Here is a 19,712-nt window from a genome sequence, read left to right as displayed (position 1 = left end):
ACTACCGGATGCAACTTATGGCAAGGCCACCGGCAATTCCGGGTACTCTTGCGTCAGCGCATACTTGGTGCCGCCCACGGTGACCGTGTAGTTGGCCGGCCCCGAGATGGGCAAGCGGTAGTTCAGGGTCAGCGCCACGGAACCGCCCGGCGCCAGCGATTGCCAGGCGGGAATCGCAAAGCGTGCCCGGTTGTAGTTCTTCGTGAAGCCGCCGATATTGTTCGGCCCCGTGTAGCCGGCACTGATCACCGTCAAACCGAAGCCGGACTGGTCGCTCATGTCCGATGGTGCCGACACGGGATAATCGAACTCCACCACGGTGCCGCCCGGCAAGGTCGACGTGGTGTTGTTCTTCACCGTCATGACCGGGTTGATGGGGAAGTTATTGTCACCCAGCTTCCAGCCACCGAGGCTGATGCTGACATTGGCCGCCGTGCCCGGCATGGCGATTTCGGCGCGCTTGTTGCCATATACGCCAGCCGTGCGGAAGGCCTGGTACAGCACGTCCGTCAGGGTGGTGCCCATGAAGTACTCGCCCTTGCCGCCATTGCGCGTGGCATCCCAGGCATAGTCGCCCGCCATTTCCCAGATCATTACGCCGCCGATATGGTTATTGACGATGTACTGGGCCTTGGCCGCGATCGATTGCGTGGTTTCCGTGGAAATGAACACTTTCTTGGTCGCATTCCACAACCACGGCGCCACCATGGTGCTGCTGTAATGCGGCACATACGTGCCCACCAGCGCCTTGTCGGTGACTTTATACGCGTCCAGGTAGCTCGGCACGATGCCGTTTTGCAAGTTCAACGCATGCCAGATGGGGTTGCCACCGCCCGGCGTCGGCTTGCCTTGCGAGTCGAGGTCGTACCACACGTTGTCGATGCCGGTGGCGCCCGTGCCGCAGGACTTGGTACCGGCGCAGGTGACCGTAGAGCTGATCAGTGGCGTCGTGCCCCACAGGCCGTTGGTGCCACCCGTCACATCCTTCCAGCCCCGCGTGTAGAACGGCACGCCGATATTGATGCGCCCCGCCTGCATGGCTCCACGGTAGTAGCGGTAAGCCCAGTCCGTGTTCAGGTAGCCGATGTTCTGGAACTGGTAGGCGTTACCGGCACGCAATTCGCCATCGTTGCCATCGTCAAACAGCGCCGCGTTCGGTCCCACGTACTGGTTCCATGCGCCGTGCAAGTCATAGCTCATCAGGCTGGCGTAATCGAGGTATTTCAACCCGGACATGTTTTCCTCGCCACGCAAGACCCAGCCCGAGGCGGAACCGGCGATGGTGAGCAGATAGTATTTATTGTCCTGCACGGCCGCTTCGTCGAGCTTCTGGCGCAGCACTTTCAACAGCACGTTGTAGCTCGTCATCAGGCCCGCCAGCCGTGGTTTCGAGACAGCGAAGTCGTTCGGATTGCCCGCTTCATTGTTGGTGGTCGGGTGTTCGTAATCGACATCGACGCCATCGAAGAAGTTGTACTGGCGCACGAACGCCACCATGGAATCGGCCAGGGTATTGATGCCGGCCGTGTTCACGCTGCCGTCCGCATTCGTCGTGGCCGTGTAAAAGCCCCCGCTGCCGGCCCAGCCGCCCACGGAAATCATCAATTTCACGCCCGGATACTTCTTCTTGTATTGCGACAGCAAGTTGAAGTGGCCCTTGTACGGCAGGGACGGGTCCATGGCCGCCGCAGGCACGTTCGGCCAGGTCAGGCCCGTGTCGGGGTTGGCGGCACCGCTGCCGATGGCGATCTTCGAGGTGGCCGGGTCGACGGAAGCGAACGCATAGTTCAGGTGCGTGATCTTATCCCACGGCAGGTTGTTCACGAGATACGTTGGGCTGCCATCGACGCCCGTGCGCCAGCTGGCAAAGTAGCCGACGATGCGCCGGTTCAAGCCATTGCTCAGCACTTCGCGGCCATTCGCGTCGTACACCTTGCAATACGGCACATTCGGCACGGCCGAGATCAAGCCGTCGGGACGGCAGGGGGTCGGGGTCGGGGTCGGGGTCGGCGTCGGCGTTGGCGTCGGCGTCGGTGTTGGGGTCGGCGTTGGCGTTGGGGTATCCGTCACGGCCCATGCTCCCCACTGGTCGGTAGCGCTGGGAACATTGCCCTGCGTCCACCACTTGGCCTTGTAGGTGACGCCCTGGTAAAGCACGCACTGGCCGCCCGTGTAGATGGTGGCGGCATCCCAGACGGCGCACGCTTCGACGGCGGCGAGCAAGGTGTTTGGCGTGGCGGTCGTGCCTTCCTGGCCGCCGCCGCAAGCGACGAGCACGCCGCTGAGCAAGGCCATCAATAATGCATTCGATTTCATGTGGTGTTTGTCTCCGTTATGGTTATACATCGAGAGCTGTTGCAGGCCCCTGAAGGGGCTCTTGTCAACCGTTATCCCTGGCCGGCTAGTCCTGCATGTAGTGCTACAGCAACTTCACATTCCAGTTGGCTTCCACGCATTTCACGTAGTTCCCGGCCAGTAAGGCGCTGTACGGGGTTTGATAGCTGACCAGCTGGCATTGCTTGTCGCCACCGGCGCTCCAGTTCTTTTCCCAATAAATGTTGTAGGAAGCGGAACTGGCCGGGGTAAAGCGCTGCATGTTGGCGCAAGACAATTGTTCGCCGGAATAATCCCAGCCCATGTCGGCGGCAAACTGCTTGTAGTAATCGATGCGGTTTTGCGCTGCCTGCTTTTCCGTGCCCTGCCCGCATTCGGCGTTGATGATCATGATGGTGGTGGCGAAATTATTGCCCGCGCCCGCCGTCGTATCGGCCGCGTTCGGCACCCACGTGCCGTCGAGCACATGCAGCATCGACGGCTTCGGCGGTTGCGGATAGACAAAGAAGAACGTGGCCGACGCCAGGTTCAGCCAGGTCGACGCCACCAGGTCCGGGTTCTTCAGCAACACGGACTGGTCGCCGTCATGCATGGCTTGCGAGAATGGACCGTAGTTGTAGTTGTAGGACAGCTGCTTGGCGCCGCGGCCGAAATACTTCTTGAAGCTGCCGTCGGCGTTCTTGCCGCAGGTCCACACCTTGTTGAAGACGGGATCGGCGCACTCGATGTTGTAGCCGCAGCCGGCGCCCGTCTCGTCGCAGCCCAGCTCGCGCAAATACTTCAAGCCCTGGCGCCATTGCGGCAGCGGACTGCTGGCGTTATGGTCGCCCGTCTCTTGCCCGAAGTGAGCAAACATGGTGGCAAGGCTGTGGCGGCAGATGGCATCCGCATTGCGCCCGTCGCCGTAGTCGTCGCACACGGCGGGGAATTTCGCCACGGCTTGCAGGAAACGTTGATACGTGTAGCTGGCGTCGCGCGAGGCAAAATAGTAATCCCACTTCGCCGCCGGCAGCAGGCGCTCGACCCGCTTGACGTTGAGCGGATTGCCGGCCAGGCCAGGCTGTACGGCCTCGACGGCCGTGTTGCCCAGGGTGCGGATCGAGGCCTTGACCTTGCGGAAGAAATCGTTGTTCGTCAACGCCGCCTCGTTGGCCTCGGCCTGGGCCTTGGTGGGCACGCCTGGAGTCGGCGTGGGAGTCGGCGTGGGAGTCGGTGTCGGAGTGGGCGTAGGTGTCGGGGTGGGAGGGCTGCTATCGAGACTCCACGGTCCCCATTGGTCGTTGCTCGGCGCCGTGCCCTGCACCCACCATTTGGCCCGGTACACCTTGCCGTCGTAGACGGCGCACTGCCCCGCCGTATAGACGGCGCTGGCGCTCCAGGCCGCGCAACTGTCGCTGGCGGCCGAGGCGGCCAGCAAGGTCGATGGGGGTTCGGTGGTGGAATTGCCGCCGCAAGCGAGCAGCGCGCTGCCCAGCAGGCCAGCCATCAAAGGCGAGGCCAGCCGGCTAATGTGCCGTGTCTTCACAATGTCTCCTGAACGTTATACGAAAACTATCGAAGTAGCTTTTTATGTTGTACGTAAAGAAAGCACAGCGAAGCGTCGGCTTTCTGCACAGAGAATGCGACGCCCGAAATTGGTAGTCAAGTGGTTTTATGCAACGGTGTTTTTTACAATACCAGTGACTTCATGCGGTCCGGCCACGGTGCGCCAGGTGAAGAGTCAGGGAAGGAAAAAAAGGAGGATTTGCGCCAACTGACGGCAATACCGCGCCGGCAGCGGTGCGGCAAGTGGTATTGGCACTGCCGCACGTGTTTTCAGGCCGCTGGCGTTGTCGCGCGTTGGTGTCGCGGATAATACAGCTCATAAAACCAGCCATACGCATCTTCGATCTGCGCCTGGATGCGGGGCGGTATCGCATGCGGCCTGGGCGCGCTGATGGTCGCCTGCTGGCGGTGCGTGTATTTCATCCGGTAATGGCTGTCGCTCTCCTGGATGCCCACGGCAAGATCGTGCGGGTCGATCTGGAACGGTGCCAGACCCAGCCACACGTACAGGTGCGACATGCACTCCACCGGCCGCGCCATCAAGTCTTCGAAACGCACGAAGTACAGTTTCTGCTGCACTTCGACAGGCAGGTCGAGCACGGCATGCAGAGAGCTCAAAGGAGCGCCGATGGTGCGGTCCTTGGCAAACAGCATGTCGGCACGGCCCAGGCGGTCGAAATCGGCCAGGTGGTCGACGAAGTCGAGCAGGATGGTGCGCTGGTGCTGCGCTTCGATGGAGCCGTAGACTTGCCCCAGCTCGCGCACGCAGACGATGATTTTCGCTTCCGGCGCCAGTTGCAGCAGCATTTCCACGCAATGCAGCCAGGCGCGGTTCTTGTCGACCACACCGTGCTTGCCGCAATCCTGGTACCAGCCGCGCAAGAAGCCCTGCATGGCCGTTTTCAGATGGTCGTAGCTGGCATCGAAGGTGCTATCGAGCTGCGACAGGAAAAAGGCGTCGTCGCTGACCATGCGCCGCATGCCCAGCAAGGCGTTGCACAGCGGGGAGCTATTGCCTTCGCAATGCAGGTCAGGATGTTGCGCCAGCAACTGGCACAGCAAAGTAGAACCGGCGCGTGGCAGGCCGGCCACGCCGATGAAATGGGATGTCATGCGATTGTACTTTCTGTTCAGCGCTGCTATTCAGAAGGAGTGGGTGCAGCAATTATAAGAGCGCGGCAACAACGCACCGATAAAAAAATGCCGCTTCGGAACACGAAGCGGCATCTCCGGCGCCACCATGCGGTGACGCCGCGTGCCTTACTGGCTATCCTGGCGCGTGCCGACGGAAACCTCGACCGGCAAACGCAAGCCGCTATCGACCACGCTCAGACGCAGCCCCGGAAGGACATTGTTGACGACATTGCCGGCCAGCTGCACCGCCGGCGCGCTGCCTGCGCCGCCCTTCTCTACCTCGCGCGGCGCATCCTGCGTGGCGCCAGGCTTGCCTGGCGCCGTCTCGCCACTGACGATCATGTCGGCCTGCACCATATTGCCCTGCGATGGCGCCACGGCGACAGCCGCGATCACATTCGCGACAGCGCTTTGCAGCGCTTCCGTCGGATTGACTTTCAGCACGCCGTCAACATAGTTCAGGGCGTAATTGTTCGACGCCTGGCCCGATGCCGATACGAGATAGTTGCCAGAAGCGGAAGCCGTCGTCGCCGGCGTGCTGAAGGCCAGGTTGCCGCTCACTTCAGACGCCAGCGTATCGCCACCGAGCAAGCCGCTGTAGCTGGCGCGGAAATCGGGATTGGCGCGTCCCTGGTCTTTTTCAGCGTTATCGACTTTCACCGTCAGCGCCGCCTGCGAGATCGTGGCCGTGGTGCTGGCGGTGCCGTTGACCACGTAATTGCCCGCATCCGCGCCGCTCAGGCGTATGCCCGCCACCGTCACCGTCTTGCCCACGCCCGCATTCTTGTCGCTGAAGCTGGCGCCGTTGCTGGCAATACTCAGCTGATCATTGCCGATACGGTTGTCGCGCAGGGAGACGACGGCATTCGTGGTGGCGTCATACACCTTGTTGACGCCGCTGGCGCTGACCGTCAAGGTCGCTGGCGTGATATCCGCCGTGGTGCTGGCCTGGTTGCTTGCCAGCACATAGTTACCCGCATCGGCGCCGGCCAGGCCCAGACCGCTGATGGTCACGGTCTTGCCGGCCGCTGCATTCTTGTCGCTGAACGTGCCAACCACGGGACCACTGGCCAGGCTCAAGGCATCGCCGGCCACCATGCCATTGAAACTGGCGCCCGCCACGTTCAGGCTGGCCGCCGTGCCGCCGTCATACACCTTGTTCGCCGCCACGATACCGGCAATGGCGCTGATGGAGGCTGGCGTGATGCTGGCCGTCAAACCGGTCGGGTTGCTGACCGTGTAGTTGCTGGCCGAGCCGGAGCCGTCGAGCAAGGTCGTGCCGCTGACCGTCACGGCTTTCGCATTGCCCGCGTTCTTGTCGGCAAACGCCGCCGTCTGGCCGCCGATGGCCAGGGTTTCGCTGCCCACCAGGCCAGCCAGGCTGCCACCGATGAGTTGCGCCACCGTATTGCCGTCGTAGACCTTGTTGCCCGCCACCTGGCCGGTCACCGTCAAGGCTTTCGGCGTGATGCTGGCCGTCAAACCGGTCGGGTTGCTGACCGTGTAGTTGCTGGCCGCGCCGGAGCCGTCGAGCAAGGTCGTGCCGCTGACCGTCACGGCTTTCGCATTGCCCGCGTTCTTGTCGGCAAACGCCGCCGTCTGGCCGCCGATGGCCAGGGTTTCATCGCCCACCAGGCCGACCAGGCTGCCGCCGATCAGCTGCCCGACCGCATTACCGTCATAGACCTTGTTGCCCGCCACCTGGCCCGCCACCGTCAAGGCTTTCGGCGTGATGCTGGCCGTCAAGCCGGTCGGGTTGCTGACCGTGTAGTTGCTGGCCGAGCCGGAGCCGTCGAGCAAGGTCGTGCCGCTGACCGTCACGGCTTTCGCATTGCCCGCGTTCTTGTCGGCAAACGCCGCCGTCTGGCCGCCGATGGCCAGGGTTTCGCTGCCCACCAGGCCAGCCAGGCTGCCACCGATGAGTTGCGCCACCGTATTGCCGTCGTAGACCTTGTTGCCCGCCACCTGGCCCGCCACCGTCAAGGCTTTCGGCGTGATATCGGCCACGCCGCTGGACGTCGCGCTGACCAGCGTGTAGTTGCCCGCATCCGCGCCGCCCAGGGTGATGCCGCTGACATTGACGGTCTTGCCCGTGCCCGCATTCTTGTCGCTGAAGGCGCCGCTGCCGGCCATCGTCAGGCTGTCGCCGTTCACCATGCCATTGAAGGTCGCCGCGCCGTTGAGCGTGGCCATGGCCGAGCCATCATAGGTCTTGTTGTCAACGCCCACGTTCGTCACGCTGCCGATGCTGGCCTTGGCGATGTCGGCCACGCCGCTGGACGTCGTGCCGAGCAAATTGTAATTGCCCGCGTCCACGCCAGTCAGGGTGATGCCGTTGACAGCCACGGCCTTGCCCGTGCCGGCATTCTTGTCGCTGAACACACCATTGCCGGCGACGCTCAGGCTGTCGGCGCCGATGATGCCGTTGAAGGTTGCCGTGCCATTCAGCGTGGCCGTGGCCGAGCCATCATACGTCTTGTTGTTGACGCCCACGTTCGTCACGCCGCTGATGTTGGCCTTGCTGATGTCGGCGTTCACGTTGCCCGGACTGGCGAACGTGTAGTTGCTGGCCAGGCCAGTGCCATCCTGCAAGGTCGTGCCGCTGATCGTGACCATCTTGCCCGTGCCGGCATTCTTGTCGCTGAAGGTGCCGACACCGCCGATGAAGTTCAGCGTTTCACCCGCGACCATGCCGCTCAAGGTACCACCCGACAAGACTGCCGCCGTCGTGCCATCGTAGACTTTATTGCCTGCAGTCACACCGGAGAGCGTGACGGCCTTGGGCGTGATACTGGCCGTGGCGCTGGCCGTATTATTGAGGAAGTCATAATTGACCAGATCGCTGCCGGACAAGGTGATATTGCTGATATTGACGGCTTTGTTGGTTCCCACGTTTTTGTCCGTGAACATGCCGTTCGCACTGGACAACTGCACGTCATCGCCAGCAATCTTGCCATTGATCACGGCCAAGCTGGCACTAAGACTGGCGCTGAAGTTACCGTTATAGACCTTGTCATCGGCGCTCAAGCCGGTGATGCTGGTAATCGTTGCCTTCGCGATATCGCCCGTCAGGCCGCCAGGCGCACTCAGCGTATAGTTGCCGGCCTGGCCGCTGCCATCGCTCAAGGTCACGCCGCCGATCGTAATGGTCTTGCCCGTTCCCGCGTTCTTGTCGCTGTAGCTGGCGCCCTGCACGGTAAAGCCCAGGGTTTCCGCATTGACCAGGCCATTCAAGGTGCCGCCGGTCAGGTTCGCACCGGCTGTGCCGTCGTAAACTTTATTGTTGCCGCTCAAGCCCGTCAAGGTCAGGGCCTTGGGCGTGATGCTGGCCGTTCCGGCCGACGAACTGCCGACCGTGTAGTTGCTGGCCAAGCCCGTGCCATCGCCCAGACTGGCACCCGTGACGGTGACGGCCTTGCCATTGCCCGCGTTCTGGTTATTGAAGACGCCGCTGGCGCTGTTCAAGACCAGCGTTTCGCCACTCACCAGGCCGCTCAGAGCGCCGCCCGTGATCGCCGCCGTGGCGCTGCCGTCATAGGTCTTGTCCGCCGCCGTCGCGCCCGTCACCGTCAGGGCCTTCGGCGTGATGCTGGCCGTTCCGGCCGACGAACTGCCGACCGTGTAGTTGCTGGCCAGGCCCGTGCCATCGCCCAGGCTCCCGCCGGTGATGGTGACGACTTTGCCATTGGCCGCGTTACGGTTATTGAAGACGCCGCTGGCGCTGTTCAAGACCAGCGTTTCGCCACTCACCAAACCGCTCAGGACGCCGCCCGTGATCGCCGCCGTGGTATTGCCGTCATAGGTCTTGTCCGCCGCCGTCGCGCCCGTCACCGTCAGGGCCTTGGGCGTGATGTTCGCCGTTCCGGCCGACGAACTGCCGACCGTGTAGTTGCTGGCCAGCCCCGAGCCGTTGCCCAGGCTGGCACCCGTGACGGTGATGGCCTTGCCATTGCCCGCGTTCTGGTTATTGAAGACGCCGCTGGCGCTGTTCAAGACCAGCGTTTCCCCACCGACCAGACCGTCCAGGGTGCCGCCCGTGATCGCCGCCGTGGCGCTGCCATCATAGGTCTTGTCCGCCGCCGTCGCGCCCGTCACCGTCAGGGCCTTCGGCGTGATGTTCGCCGTTCCGGCCGACGAACTGCCGACCGTGTAGTTGCTGGCCAAGCCCGTGCCATCGCCCAGGCTCCCGCCGGTGATGGTGACAGCTTTGCCATTGCCCGCGTTCTGGTTATTGAAAACGCCGCTGGCGCTGTTCAAGACCAGCGTTTCGCCATTCACCAGCCCGCTCAAGGCGCCGCCCGTGATCGCCGCCGTGGCGTTGCCGTCATAGGTCTTGTCCACCGCCGTCGCGCCCGTCACCGTCAGGGCTTTCGGCGTGATCACCAGGCCGCCATCGATATAGCTGATCGCATAGCCGCCCTGGCCGCCGGAAGAGTACAGGCCGCTGGCCGACACGCCATACGTGCCCGCATTCACGGCGCCAGCGGCATTGCCCGCATACACAGGCGTGCCCAGCAGGCTGGCGCCTGCCACCGTGTTCGAGTAGCTGACGCTGTTGCTGCCGCCAGCATAGGCCACGCCGTCATACACCTTGCTGTCGAAGGACACGCGCACGGCGATCTGCTTCATGAAGGAACGCAGGAAAGGCGCGCTCTGTCCATCGTAGACCACCCACATCTGCGCCAGTTCCCAGCCGGCACCCGTGTAATTCGACAAGTTCTTCAACAGCGTCGTCGTCATGCCCGTGCCGCCTGCGCTGGCCGCCTGGCCGCTGCTCACCGTGTCCCAGTAGCTACCCGTGACGCTGCCCGCACCGGCGCCCACCAGGCCGCCCACATTGCTGGAACCGCTCACGCTGCCGTTCGCGTAGCTGTTGGCGACGCTGCCGCCATTGCTACCCACCAGGCCGCCGACGGCGCTGGTGCCGCTTACGGCGCCGCTGGCATAGCTATCGACGACCGTGCCCGTATTGCTGCCCACCAGACCGCCGCCGGTGGAGGTGCTCGTCACGTCGCTGGAGGCAAAGCTGCCGCTGATCGTGCCCGCATTGCTGCCGGCCAGGGCGCCCACGTTGCTGCCGCCCGCCACGCTGCCGCCGGACAGGCCCACATTCGCCACCGTGCCCGCGCTGCCGATGGCGCCGAACAGGCCCACATCGCTCACGCCTGCCTTGGCGATGTTCAGGCTGGAAATGATATGGCCGCTGCCGTCCAGGCTGCCCGTGAAGGCCGAAGCCGCCGTGCCGACGGGAATGAAACCTGTCGTTCCCCATACATCCTTGCCATTGGCCGCCGTCGTGGCGGCGCTGAAGCTGCTGCCCAGGGTGTAGCTGGCCGATTTATTCATCGTCATCAATTGCAGCTGGTGCGCCGAATGGATGGTATTCGACCACTCCGACGCCAGCATGGGGCGGGTGCCGGCAGTCGCGCCATTGATCGTGCCATCACCGCTGACGAGGACCCAGTTGTTGCCCGTCGCGCCGCCCGTGGTCGTGAAATTGAAGCCCACATAATTACTCGATACCAGCATCTGCGCCGTGCTCAGCCCTTGCGCATTCGAGGTGGCGCCATTGAAGCTTTGGCCGATGCCATTCAGGCCGGAATTAATCGTGCTGTCAAAATAGGCGCGGTTGACGGAGCCCGAATTGTGCTCGCCGACGATGGCGCCGACGCTGGCGCCGCCGCCCGTCACCTTGCCTGTGGTATACACATTCGTGATGGTGCCGCCCACGTTATAGCCGACGATGCCGCCTGCCAGCCCGGTGGTCTGCACGTCGCCCGTCGCGTAGCTGTTGTTCAAGGTTCCGCGCAACAGCCCCACCAGGCCGCCGACATAGCCGCCGGTGGAAGTCACCTTGCCTGTCGCATAGCTATTGCTGATGATGGCGCCGGCGTCGTTGTTGATTCCTACCAGGCCGCCGGCACTGCCCGAGGCGTTCATGGCGCCTGTCGCATAGCTATTGGTGATCGTGGCATTGTTAAAACTGACCAGGCCACCGCCATAGTTGGCTCCCGCGTTAACGGTGCCCGTTGCATAGCTATCGCTGATCGTGCCGGAATTGTTGACAACCAGCCCGGCAGCAACGTAGCGCGTGGAGCTGGTGGTGGCGGAGCTGGAACTGCTCTTGATCAAGCCGCCCGCAGCGTTGAGGCCGACAAAACCGCCTGCAGCGCCATAGCCGCCCGGTCCGGGATCACCGGCCGAGACCACGGTGCCGGAGACGCGGCTATTGCTGATCGTGCCGGCATTGATGCCGACCAGGCCACCCAGATTGACGTAACCGGAGCCACTCACGGCGCCGCTGCTATACACATTATCGATCTTGCCGTTGTTGACGGCAGCCAGCGCGCCTATGCCCGCATAGGTGCTGCTATAGGTGGCGGCCGATCCTGCAACGCTCACGCCGCTCAAGCTCAGGTTGCGCACAGCAGCGGCGGCGCCGATATTGCCGAACATCCCTACGGGCACTTCAGGGCGGTTGATCGTCAATCCCACGATTTCATGGCCCAGGCCATCGAGCGTGCCCGTGAATGGCGTCGCCTCGCTGCCGATGGACGCGAACCCCTTGCCGCCATCCCAGCCGGAGGTGCCGCGCGCGTCGATATTGCTACCCAGCACATAGTTGCCGGACAGATTGCCTTGCATGCCTTGCACATCGTTGCCGGTCGTGCTGTTGAACGCGCCCAGGCTGTTGATGACCTGGTACACGGTCACGCCGCCGTTACTGCCCAGCTTGGTGCTGAAATTGTCGCCCGATGGCAGATCGACTTCCGCCTTGACGTTGTACGTGGACAGATTGCCGGCGGCGACCGCGCTCTGGCCATATTCGAGCGCCAGGCTGGCCGTGCCCGCGCCGCGCATGGCCTTGTTGATGTTGATATTGTTTTGCGCCGTCAGGGTCAGCTTGTTGGCTGTCCAGTTGACGTTATCGTTGACGTTGATATTGCCTTGCGTGCCGCTGCCGCCCGAGACGCTCTGGATCTGCACATTGCCCGATTTCAGGGAGTTGCTCAGGAAGGCGCCCGTCATGTCGCCGCCGGACACGGCGATATTGAAGTCGGTCGGGTCGATCAGCCAGGTGCCGGACAGGCCGTGTGGTGCGGCCGTCGTCACCTTCAGCGCATCGTCGATCTTCACGTGCGCTGCCGAGGTGTCGATGAAGCCGCCATTGCCGCCAGCGGGCGCACTGGCGTCCAGCGTGCCGGCCGCGAGCACCGTGCCGCTTTGCATGTCGCCCAGCAACTTGATCGTGCCGCCGCGCGTGTCGATGCTGTGCGCCTCGATCACGCCCGTGTTGTTGACGACGGTTTTCAGCAGGTCGCCCGCCGCTTGCGCCGTCAAGACCACGCTGCCGCCATCGGCCTTGATCATGCCGCCGTTCTTGACCAGCGCGCCCACGGCGCCCTGGTCCACCGCCACGTTCAGCAAGCCGTCGCCGGCCACGTCCAGGGTGATGGCGCGGCCCGCCGCCAGGGCCACCGAACCCAGGCGTGCCTGGATCGTGCCTTCGTTCGACACATTGGCACCCAGCAAGGCCACATAGCCGCCCGGCGCGTTGATGCTGCCCTGGTTCAAGACCTTGCCCGTGCCATTGCCTGAAAACTGGTACTTGCCGGCCATGAAGTCGGCGTTGGAAATATCCAGCGTGGACGCCACCAGGCCCGCCGTGTTAACGGACGCGCCCTGGCCGAACAGCACGCCATTCGGGTTGACGATGAACACCTTGCCGTTGGCCGACAAGTTGCCGAGGATAGTCGTGCCGTCGCTGCCCAGCACCCGGTTCAGGGCCACCGCGTTGCTGTTGGGCTGCTGGAACTGCACCGCCTCGCCCTTGCCGATATTGAAACTGGCCCAGTTGATGACGGCGTTCTGGCTGCCCTGCTTGATCACCGTGGCGCCCGGCGCGCCGTTAATCGTTGCCTGGCCCGCCACTACCGTGCCGCCCGCCGGCCCCGCCAGGGCCAGCGAGCCGTAACCGAGCATCAGCGCCGCCGCCATGCTCTTCAAGGCGAAATGCGCCCCGCCCGCGCTGCATCCTGGCATCGAGCGCTTGCCGGCGGATTTGACGTTTTCGGAAACGGCGGCGTAAGCGCCGGTGGCCTGGTTCCAGATGGAGCGGTAGATGCGGTTCATGGCAATGTCCTGATGTTTTTATTGATGTAGTAATTTAGAAATATTTGATGGCTTGCAGCCAGAAACGGCCCGCCGCATCCGGTGCCGAGGTCGCCTTGGCATTGCCCAGCTTGTGCGCGTAATACGCCTTCAGGACGAGCGCATTGGCGCCCGTCCACGCCACGCCCACGCCGGCGCCGCTCAGGGTGCGGCGGTTCTCGCCGGCGCTCCAGGCGTCGCGATTCAGCTTGACGGTGCCCGTGTCGGCAAACGCCAGCACCTGCAGCTGGCCGGGAAAGGCCGTAAAGGGCGTGACGTTCTGGCGCAGTTCCAGGTTCAGCACGTAGCCTTGGTCGCCATACGCCTCGCCACCCGGATAGGCGCGCACGCCGCCCACGCCGCCGAGCCCCATCTTTTCCGACACATCGAGGTTTTTCGACGCCGCCTGGCCGCTGATCACGCCGAACAAGCTCGTCTCGCCGCCCAGGCTTTGCACGCGCGCCGCGTTGAAGCTGAGCTTGTTGAAGTGGCCGTTGCTCTTCACCGTCAGCTGGTCGATCAGCAAGGCTACCGGCGTCTCGATATCGATCTTGCCGGTGGTGTAGGTGACGGAATAGGTGCTGGCGCCACCGCCGCCCCAGCCATCCTTGGCGTCGCCATTCAGGTTCAGCATCCACACCTTGGCTTTCTTGTCGTTGACGCTGCCCGTCGATTCCGTGCGGTCCTGGAAGGTCTTGCTGTCATAGCTGAGCTGCGCATACAGGTTGTTGCTGCGCGAGCGAATCAGCGGATAACTGCCGTAGGCGCTGGCGATCTTCGCCGTGCCCTTGGCGTCGAGCACGGCAAATTCCTTGCCCAGCTTGTAGTCCATATACGTGTAGGCGCCGCCCAGGCGCAGCAAGCCGGCCTGCCCCTGGTAGGCCAGGCGGCCATAGTTCAAGCCATCGGCCGAGGTGAACGCGCGCATGGTGGCCACGTCGCCGATACCGGCCAGTTCATTGATATTCAGGGTGGCGCCGATGCGGTTGCGGCCCGTGTAGCGGTTGCCCTGGTTATCGACGTCGATGCTGCCGTTGAAACGCGAGCCCGGCTGCACGTCGACGATCAGGTCGGACGCGCCCAAGGACGCCCCCGGCGCCAGTGTCGAGCTGACCTGCACGCCCGGCAAATCCGACAGCAGCAGCAAGCGCCGCTCGAGCGGAGGCGTGGAAATCACTTGCCCGTCGAGTCCGGCCAGCACGGCGCCCGCCAGGCCGTCGGACAGATTGCTCCGGTTGCGCAACTGCACCTGGCCATACTTCCCCGGCAGCACGTGAATGGCGACGACGCCATCGTGGATGTCTTGCGCGGGCAGATACGCCTGCGCGAGGAAATAGCCACGGTTCTGGTAATAGCTGGCGATGTTGGATGCCATGGCGCGCAGCTCGCCCAAGGTCAGCTCGCTGCGCGGGATAAAACCCGTGGCAGCGACCAGTTCACTCTCGGTGAAAACGGGCGGCGCCTCGATCTGCAGGCGCTGCACGGTGATGCGCGTGGTGTCGCCCACCGTGGTCACCGGCACACTGCCCTGCTGCACACGGATGGCTGGCGGCGTTTTCGGCAATTGCGGCGCGATGGGAATCTGCTGCAACTGGCTGCCTGCGCTGGGAGGATCGACGGCCCAGGCGGACTGGATCAGAACCAGCAAGGTCAGGGGAAGTAATTTAGTGTTCAAGATCATCCTTTCTGGCGGCGCGCCCACGCCAGACACACCGCTTCCGGCTGCACCAACGAGGGAATACAAAAGCTGAAACGGGATTATTTTTTGACATCAATGTTAAATTTGATGGCAACTGAGAAATCAAGTTCCGCTCAGCAACATTGATCCATTTTATCCCCTTGCCAGACGAAAAAATACCTATCTGATGGCCTCATTCACACATTGATACGACCTCAATAGCGACAGCCCTGAAATCCCAAAAAACCCATAAAAATGCGCCTTCCAATTGAAAAAATTCGTTGTCTTAACGCAACAATATTGCAATATTATCACTATCTACATGCTATTCCTCGCACGCACCACGTCTGGAAAATGAGCAGGAAATTGGCATTACCGCAATACAAAACAATGTTATTTTTCCATACGAGGATACGACTTCCACGACACACTTTCTTTATGCGCCTTGGTATGTCACACACTTGCAAAAATAAATTTCTAATATAGGAATATTGATATGGATGAATTATTTTTTTTGACGATGCGGTACGGGGAGGGGCGGCTGGTTGAATTTCCGCCGGGAACACCGGCGCCTGTGGAGAGGAAGACGGGCGGACGTGCGTTACCGTGCTGAACTGGCCAAGCGCTACCTGGACAGCACGTATTTCGCCAGGCTCGCCGCATCCGCTTCGCTCAGCTGGCTGAATGGCGGCATGGGCACAGGGCCCCATTTGCCGGCGCCGCCGCTGCGGATGTTGGCCGCCACGGCAGCGACACTGTCCTTGCCTTTGTATCTGGCTGCCACCTCGGTAAAACCCGGACCGACCACTTTCTGGTCGAGGGCATGGCATGCCATGCAACCATGCGCCGCCAGCAAGGTTTTGACATCCTTGCCGCCGGTGGCCGGGACAGCCGCTGCGGCTAGCCTGGCCACGGCCGCGGCACGTACTGCTGTGCCCCGCTCCGCGCCATAGGCTTTCAGCAGGGAATCGACCATGGCTGGCATGTCCGCGTCGTCAAACTGGGCGCCGAACGGCTTTTTCATCTTCTTGACGGTCGCTTCCCAGTAGGCGCGCGGCGACGCGGGCGGCTGGCTCGATGCATACTGGGAAGCGTGGCACGTCATGCAGTTGCGCTGCACCAGCTGGTAGCCGGGCAATTCGCTGGGTTTGTAGGTCGCCGTTTCCGGCGGCAAATGGATTTCCAGCGCGCACGCGCTGCCCGCCGCCGACAGTGCCAGCGCGGCAAACAGGATTTTCATATGGTTCTCCTCAGACTGCCTGGACGCGCGTGGTTTCCACCACGTTGCGCATATAACCCATGGGATTCCACAGGGCTTTCATCGGCTGGCTCTGGCCGATGCGGTTGACGGCGCGCACCATCAGCACATGCTTGCCCTTGCGCGGCGCTTTCATGACCATCGTCCACTCGCGGAACGAGAAACGTCCCAGGTCCTTGCCCAGCTTTGCTTCCTGCCAGTTCTGGCCGCCATCGAAAGCGATGCCGCGCAGGGCCAGGTCGCGCCCCGCCGTGACTTGCGCGCCATCCTGCACACTAGTCACGAAAGAGCGCACGTTGAGGCGGTTGATGGGCGTCGTCTTGTCCACGGCTGTACCCGGCTCGATGAAACCGGAACCGTTATCGGGGATGCGGTAGCTCGTGCTCATCCAGAAGCCGTCGAAAGGTTTGTCGAGCACTGTGATGTCGCTCAGGTGCTTGACCCAGTAGGTGCCATAGAACCCCGGCACGATCAGGCGCAGCGGGTAGCCGGTGAGGAAGGGAATGTCTTCGCCATTCATGGCCCAGGCCAGCAGCACGTCGCCGGCCATGATGTGCTCGACGGACAAGGCTGTTTGAAAGTCGAGACCGTCAGCCACGGGCGACGTTTCCAGGCCATTCAAAGCCACTTGCACGGCACTGGCCCCGATACCGGCCTTTTCCTGCACGGTTTTCAGGGGGATGCCCGTCCAGCGGGCATTGCCCATGGCACCATTGCCCTGCTGCCCGCCATTCGCGCGCAGGGCAAAGAAGCCGCGGCTAATGCCCGAGCATTGCGTCACGGCCATCATGTCGACGGGTTCGGCCAGCTGTTTCAATTCCGCCAGCGACAGCGCCAAAGGCGCTTTGACGAGGCCGGCTACGCGCAGACGGTAGCTGTCACCGTCTATGCTGGTGGGCAAGCCACTCCAGTGGTAGCGCACGAAAAACGCGTCGTTGGGGGTAATCGCGCCTTGATTGAAGACGCTGAATGGCGTTTCCAGCTGGGGCGGACGGCTGGCGCAGGAAGCGGCGCCGGCCTGCAGGCAACAAGATCGCATCACACATGTTTGAGCTCCACTTTGGTGTCGGCCGCTTCACCGCCGTTGCGGTCATCGTTGACCAGCTTCTTGATGTAGTACATGACGCTCATGATGACCACGCTCAGCAGGCCGAACCAGAACGACACGCGCTGCTCCGTATCGGACGACACGCTCATGGCGCCCAGGATCACCAGCATGGCGATGATGGTGAAATACGTCAGGTAGGGGAACAGCCACATGCGCACCTTGATGCGTTCCGGGCATTCGCGTTCCAGGCGGCGGCGCAAACGCAATTGAGATATCGCAATGAGCAGGTACACAAACAGGATCAGGATGCCGTAGGAATTGACGATGAAGGGGAACACCAGGTCGGCCGACACATACGAGACGGCAATGGCGAAATAGGCGAACAAGGTGCTGAACAGGATGGCGCGAATGGGCACACCGTTTTTGCTCAGCTTGACCAGGCCCGTGGGCGCATCGCCGCGGCGCGTCAGCGCAAAGATCATGCGCGACGAGGCATACAGGCTGGAATTCAAGGCCGACAGCACGGCCGTCAAAATGATGGCATTCATGATGTGGGCCGCTTACGGGATGTTCATCACGGTCAGGGCGCTGACGAACGGCGTGGCGATGGCCGGCGAATCCCAGGGTACGATGCAGACGACGACAAACATGGACCCCACATAAAACATCAGCACGCGCGTGATGACGGAATTGGTGGCGCGGGCGATGGCCTTGGCCGGGTCCGACGTTTCGGCGGCGGCGATGGTGACGATCTCGGCGCCCGAATAAAAGGCCGTGGCGGCCACGGCGCCGCTCAATACAGGGCCCCAGCCGTGCGGCATGAAGCCGCCATTGCTGGTCAAAAAGCCCAGGCTTGGGATGCTGTTGGGCAAGCTGCCCGTGATGAACAGGGCGCCGACGAACAGGAAGACGATGATGGCGACGACCTTGATCGAGGCGAACCAGAATTCGAATTCGCCAAACGCTTTCACCGAAAACAGGTTCAGGATGGTCATCGATACCAGCAGCACCAGGCTGATAGCCCACGATGGCACCTCGGGAAGCCAGAAGTTGACCAGCTTGGCGCCGGCGATGGCCTCCAGCGCGACGACAACAACCCAGAAATACCAGTACATCCAGCCGCTCATGAAGCCGAGGAATTTCGACACTTTCGGCTTGTCGTCGAAGGCCAGGCGCGCGTATTCGTAGAAGGAGCCGACCACGGGCAGGGACGAGGCCAGCTCACCCAGCATGCGCATGATCAGGACGACCAGGCCGCCCGTGAGCAAGAAGGAAAGGATGGCGGCCGGGCCGGCGGCCTTGGCGATCACGCCGCTGCCGACAAAGAGGCCGGCGCCGATCACGCCGCCGATGGCGATCATGCTCATGTGGCGTTGCTTGAGCGAGTGCTGCAAGCCGGTACTGTTATGCGATTCGCTAATCATGTTTTGTCTCCTGAAAATCTCTGAAGCTCGGTGCGCCCTGCCTGCTGCGGCCTGTTCTTGCCGCGCGGCTTTGTTTTATTTGGGCAACACCGTCAAGCAGCATCGATACATCATCAAATCAGTCTGGTTGGCTGCATGCCATAAGTCAATCTGGAAATGCAGCGGCCCGGCGCGGCAGCCAAGAGACAGGCGCGCTGGAGGATACGTACGAGGTATGGCGGTTTAAAAAGAGGAGCGGCGGCAACACTTGTGGCGTGCGCGCCACTCCCGGGAACGTCTTACACCTTGCCCTTCCATGGCACGAGGGTACGTTCGAGGTAGCGCATCATCAAATCAAACAGGAAAGCGAAGAAGCCGATCACGATAATGCCCATGATCACCACATCACTGGCCAGGAACTCGGAGGCGCTCAGCACCATGTAGCCGAGGCCGCGCGTGGCTGCCACCATCTCGCCCGCCACCAGGGTGGTCCAGCCCACGCCGATGCCGATGCGCATGCCGGTCAGAATTTCCGGGATGGCGGCACGCAGAATTACGTGCACGATGACCTGGAAGCGCGTGGCCCCCATCGAATAGGCCGCGTGGATCTGCTCCAGCGACACCGAGCTGACACCGGCGCGGGCGGCGATCGCCATCGGCGCGAAGATGGCCAGGAAGATCAGGTAGACCTTCGAAAACTCGCCGATGCCAAACCAGATGATCACCAGTGGCAAGTAAGCGAGCGGCGGCAAGGGACGGTAGAACTCGATCAAGGGATCGAAGATGCCGCGTGCCACGCGGTTGACGCCCATCATCACGCCGATGGGAATGGCCAGCAGGCAGGCCAGGCCAAAGGCGCCAAACACGCGCACCAGGCTGGCCACCGTGTGTTCCCACAGGGTGGCGCCGCCGAAACCGGTCGTGGCCGCCATGATGAATTTCTCGTACACGGCTTGCGGCGAAGGTAAAAACAAGGGTTTCACCATGCCGCTGGCCGTCACGGCTAACCACAGCAACAGCACGGCGATGACGGTAACGGTGGCTATGCGGCTGGAATTGCCCTGTCCCGGCGCGCCGAACGCTTCGCCTGGCATGGCGCAGCGGGGAGCGAACAGGCGGCCAAAGAAACCGGCGCGCTTGGCGGTGGTGGGAGGAAATCCC

At 62.5% G+C, this 19,712-nt stretch carries 8 protein-coding genes and 1 pseudogene; all 9 read right to left on the bottom strand.

The window, feature by feature from the left end; translation table 11 throughout:
* Positions 1-15: 15 nt before the first annotated feature.
* Positions 16-2,316 (bottom strand): chitinase C-terminal domain-containing protein, encoded by a 2,301-nt coding sequence (locus ACQ4WL_RS13635; protein WP_436510251.1) that lies wholly within the window; start codon positions 2,314-2,316, stop codon positions 16-18.
* Positions 2,317-2,419: 103 nt separating this feature from the next.
* On the bottom strand, positions 2,420-3,859 hold the full coding sequence (locus tag ACQ4WL_RS13630; protein WP_436510250.1) for a glycoside hydrolase family 19 protein: 1,440 nt from the start codon (positions 3,857-3,859) through the stop codon (positions 2,420-2,422).
* 290 nt (positions 3,860-4,149) lie between these two features.
* The gene (locus tag ACQ4WL_RS13625) at positions 4,150-4,992 is read right to left on the bottom strand and encodes a sulfotransferase family protein (RefSeq protein WP_436510249.1); all 843 of its coding nucleotides are present in this window, start codon (positions 4,990-4,992) and stop codon (positions 4,150-4,152) included.
* A 147-nt stretch (positions 4,993-5,139) separates the two neighbouring features.
* The gene (locus ACQ4WL_RS13620) at positions 5,140-13,146 is read right to left on the bottom strand and encodes a YDG domain-containing protein (RefSeq protein ID WP_436510248.1); all 8,007 of its coding nucleotides are present in this window, start codon (positions 13,144-13,146) and stop codon (positions 5,140-5,142) included.
* A 34-nt stretch (positions 13,147-13,180) separates the two neighbouring features.
* Positions 13,181-14,845: a ShlB/FhaC/HecB family hemolysin secretion/activation protein gene (locus ACQ4WL_RS13615; RefSeq protein WP_436510247.1), complete on the bottom strand. Its 1,665-nt coding sequence runs from the start codon at positions 14,843-14,845 to the stop codon at positions 13,181-13,183.
* A 622-nt stretch (positions 14,846-15,467) separates the two neighbouring features.
* Entirely contained in the window at positions 15,468-16,082 is a 615-nt protein-coding gene (sorB, locus tag ACQ4WL_RS13610; RefSeq protein ID WP_436510246.1) for a SorB family sulfite dehydrogenase c-type cytochrome subunit, read from the bottom strand.
* 10 nt (positions 16,083-16,092) lie between these two features.
* On the bottom strand, positions 16,093-17,139 hold the full coding sequence (locus ACQ4WL_RS13605; protein WP_436510417.1) for a molybdopterin-dependent oxidoreductase: 1,047 nt from the start codon (positions 17,137-17,139) through the stop codon (positions 16,093-16,095).
* A pseudogene (locus tag ACQ4WL_RS13600) lies at positions 17,139-18,572 on the bottom strand (amino acid permease). Before ACQ4WL_RS13600 ends, ACQ4WL_RS13605 begins: the two are co-directional and overlap by 1 nt.
* 278 nt (positions 18,573-18,850) lie before the next feature.
* Positions 18,851-19,645, bottom strand: coding sequence for an ABC transporter permease subunit (locus ACQ4WL_RS13595; RefSeq protein ID WP_426072549.1), 795 nt, complete (start codon positions 19,643-19,645; stop codon positions 18,851-18,853).
* Between the last annotated feature and the right edge of the window lie 67 nt (positions 19,646-19,712).

Origin of the sequence: Janthinobacterium kochi (assembly GCF_051380715.1) — a bacterium.
Lineage (GTDB): Bacteria > Pseudomonadota > Gammaproteobacteria > Burkholderiales > Burkholderiaceae_D > Janthinobacterium.
This window is presented reverse-complemented; position numbering and strand designations above follow the sequence as displayed.

Excerpts from the sequence above, each read along its gene's own strand:
- ACQ4WL_RS13635 (WP_436510251.1), bottom strand. The coding sequence starts at position 2,316 with ATGAAATCGAATGCATTATTGATGGCCTTGCTCAGCGGCGTGCTCGTC.
- ACQ4WL_RS13625 (WP_436510249.1), bottom strand. The coding sequence starts at position 4,992 with ATGACATCCCATTTCATCGGCGTGGCCGGCCTGCCACGCGCCGGTTCT.
- ACQ4WL_RS13620 (WP_436510248.1), bottom strand. The coding sequence starts at position 13,146 with ATGAACCGCATCTACCGCTCCATCTGGAACCAGGCCACCGGCGCTTAC.
- ACQ4WL_RS13615 (WP_436510247.1), bottom strand. The coding sequence starts at position 14,845 with ATGATCTTGAACACTAAATTACTTCCCCTGACCTTGCTGGTTCTGATC.
- sorB (WP_436510246.1), bottom strand. The coding sequence starts at position 16,082 with ATGAAAATCCTGTTTGCCGCGCTGGCACTGTCGGCGGCGGGCAGCGCG.
- ACQ4WL_RS13605 (WP_436510417.1), bottom strand. The coding sequence starts at position 17,139 with ATGCGATCTTGTTGCCTGCAGGCCGGCGCCGCTTCCTGCGCCAGCCGT.
- ACQ4WL_RS13595 (WP_426072549.1), bottom strand. The coding sequence starts at position 19,645 with ATGCCAGGCGAAGCGTTCGGCGCGCCGGGACAGGGCAATTCCAGCCGC.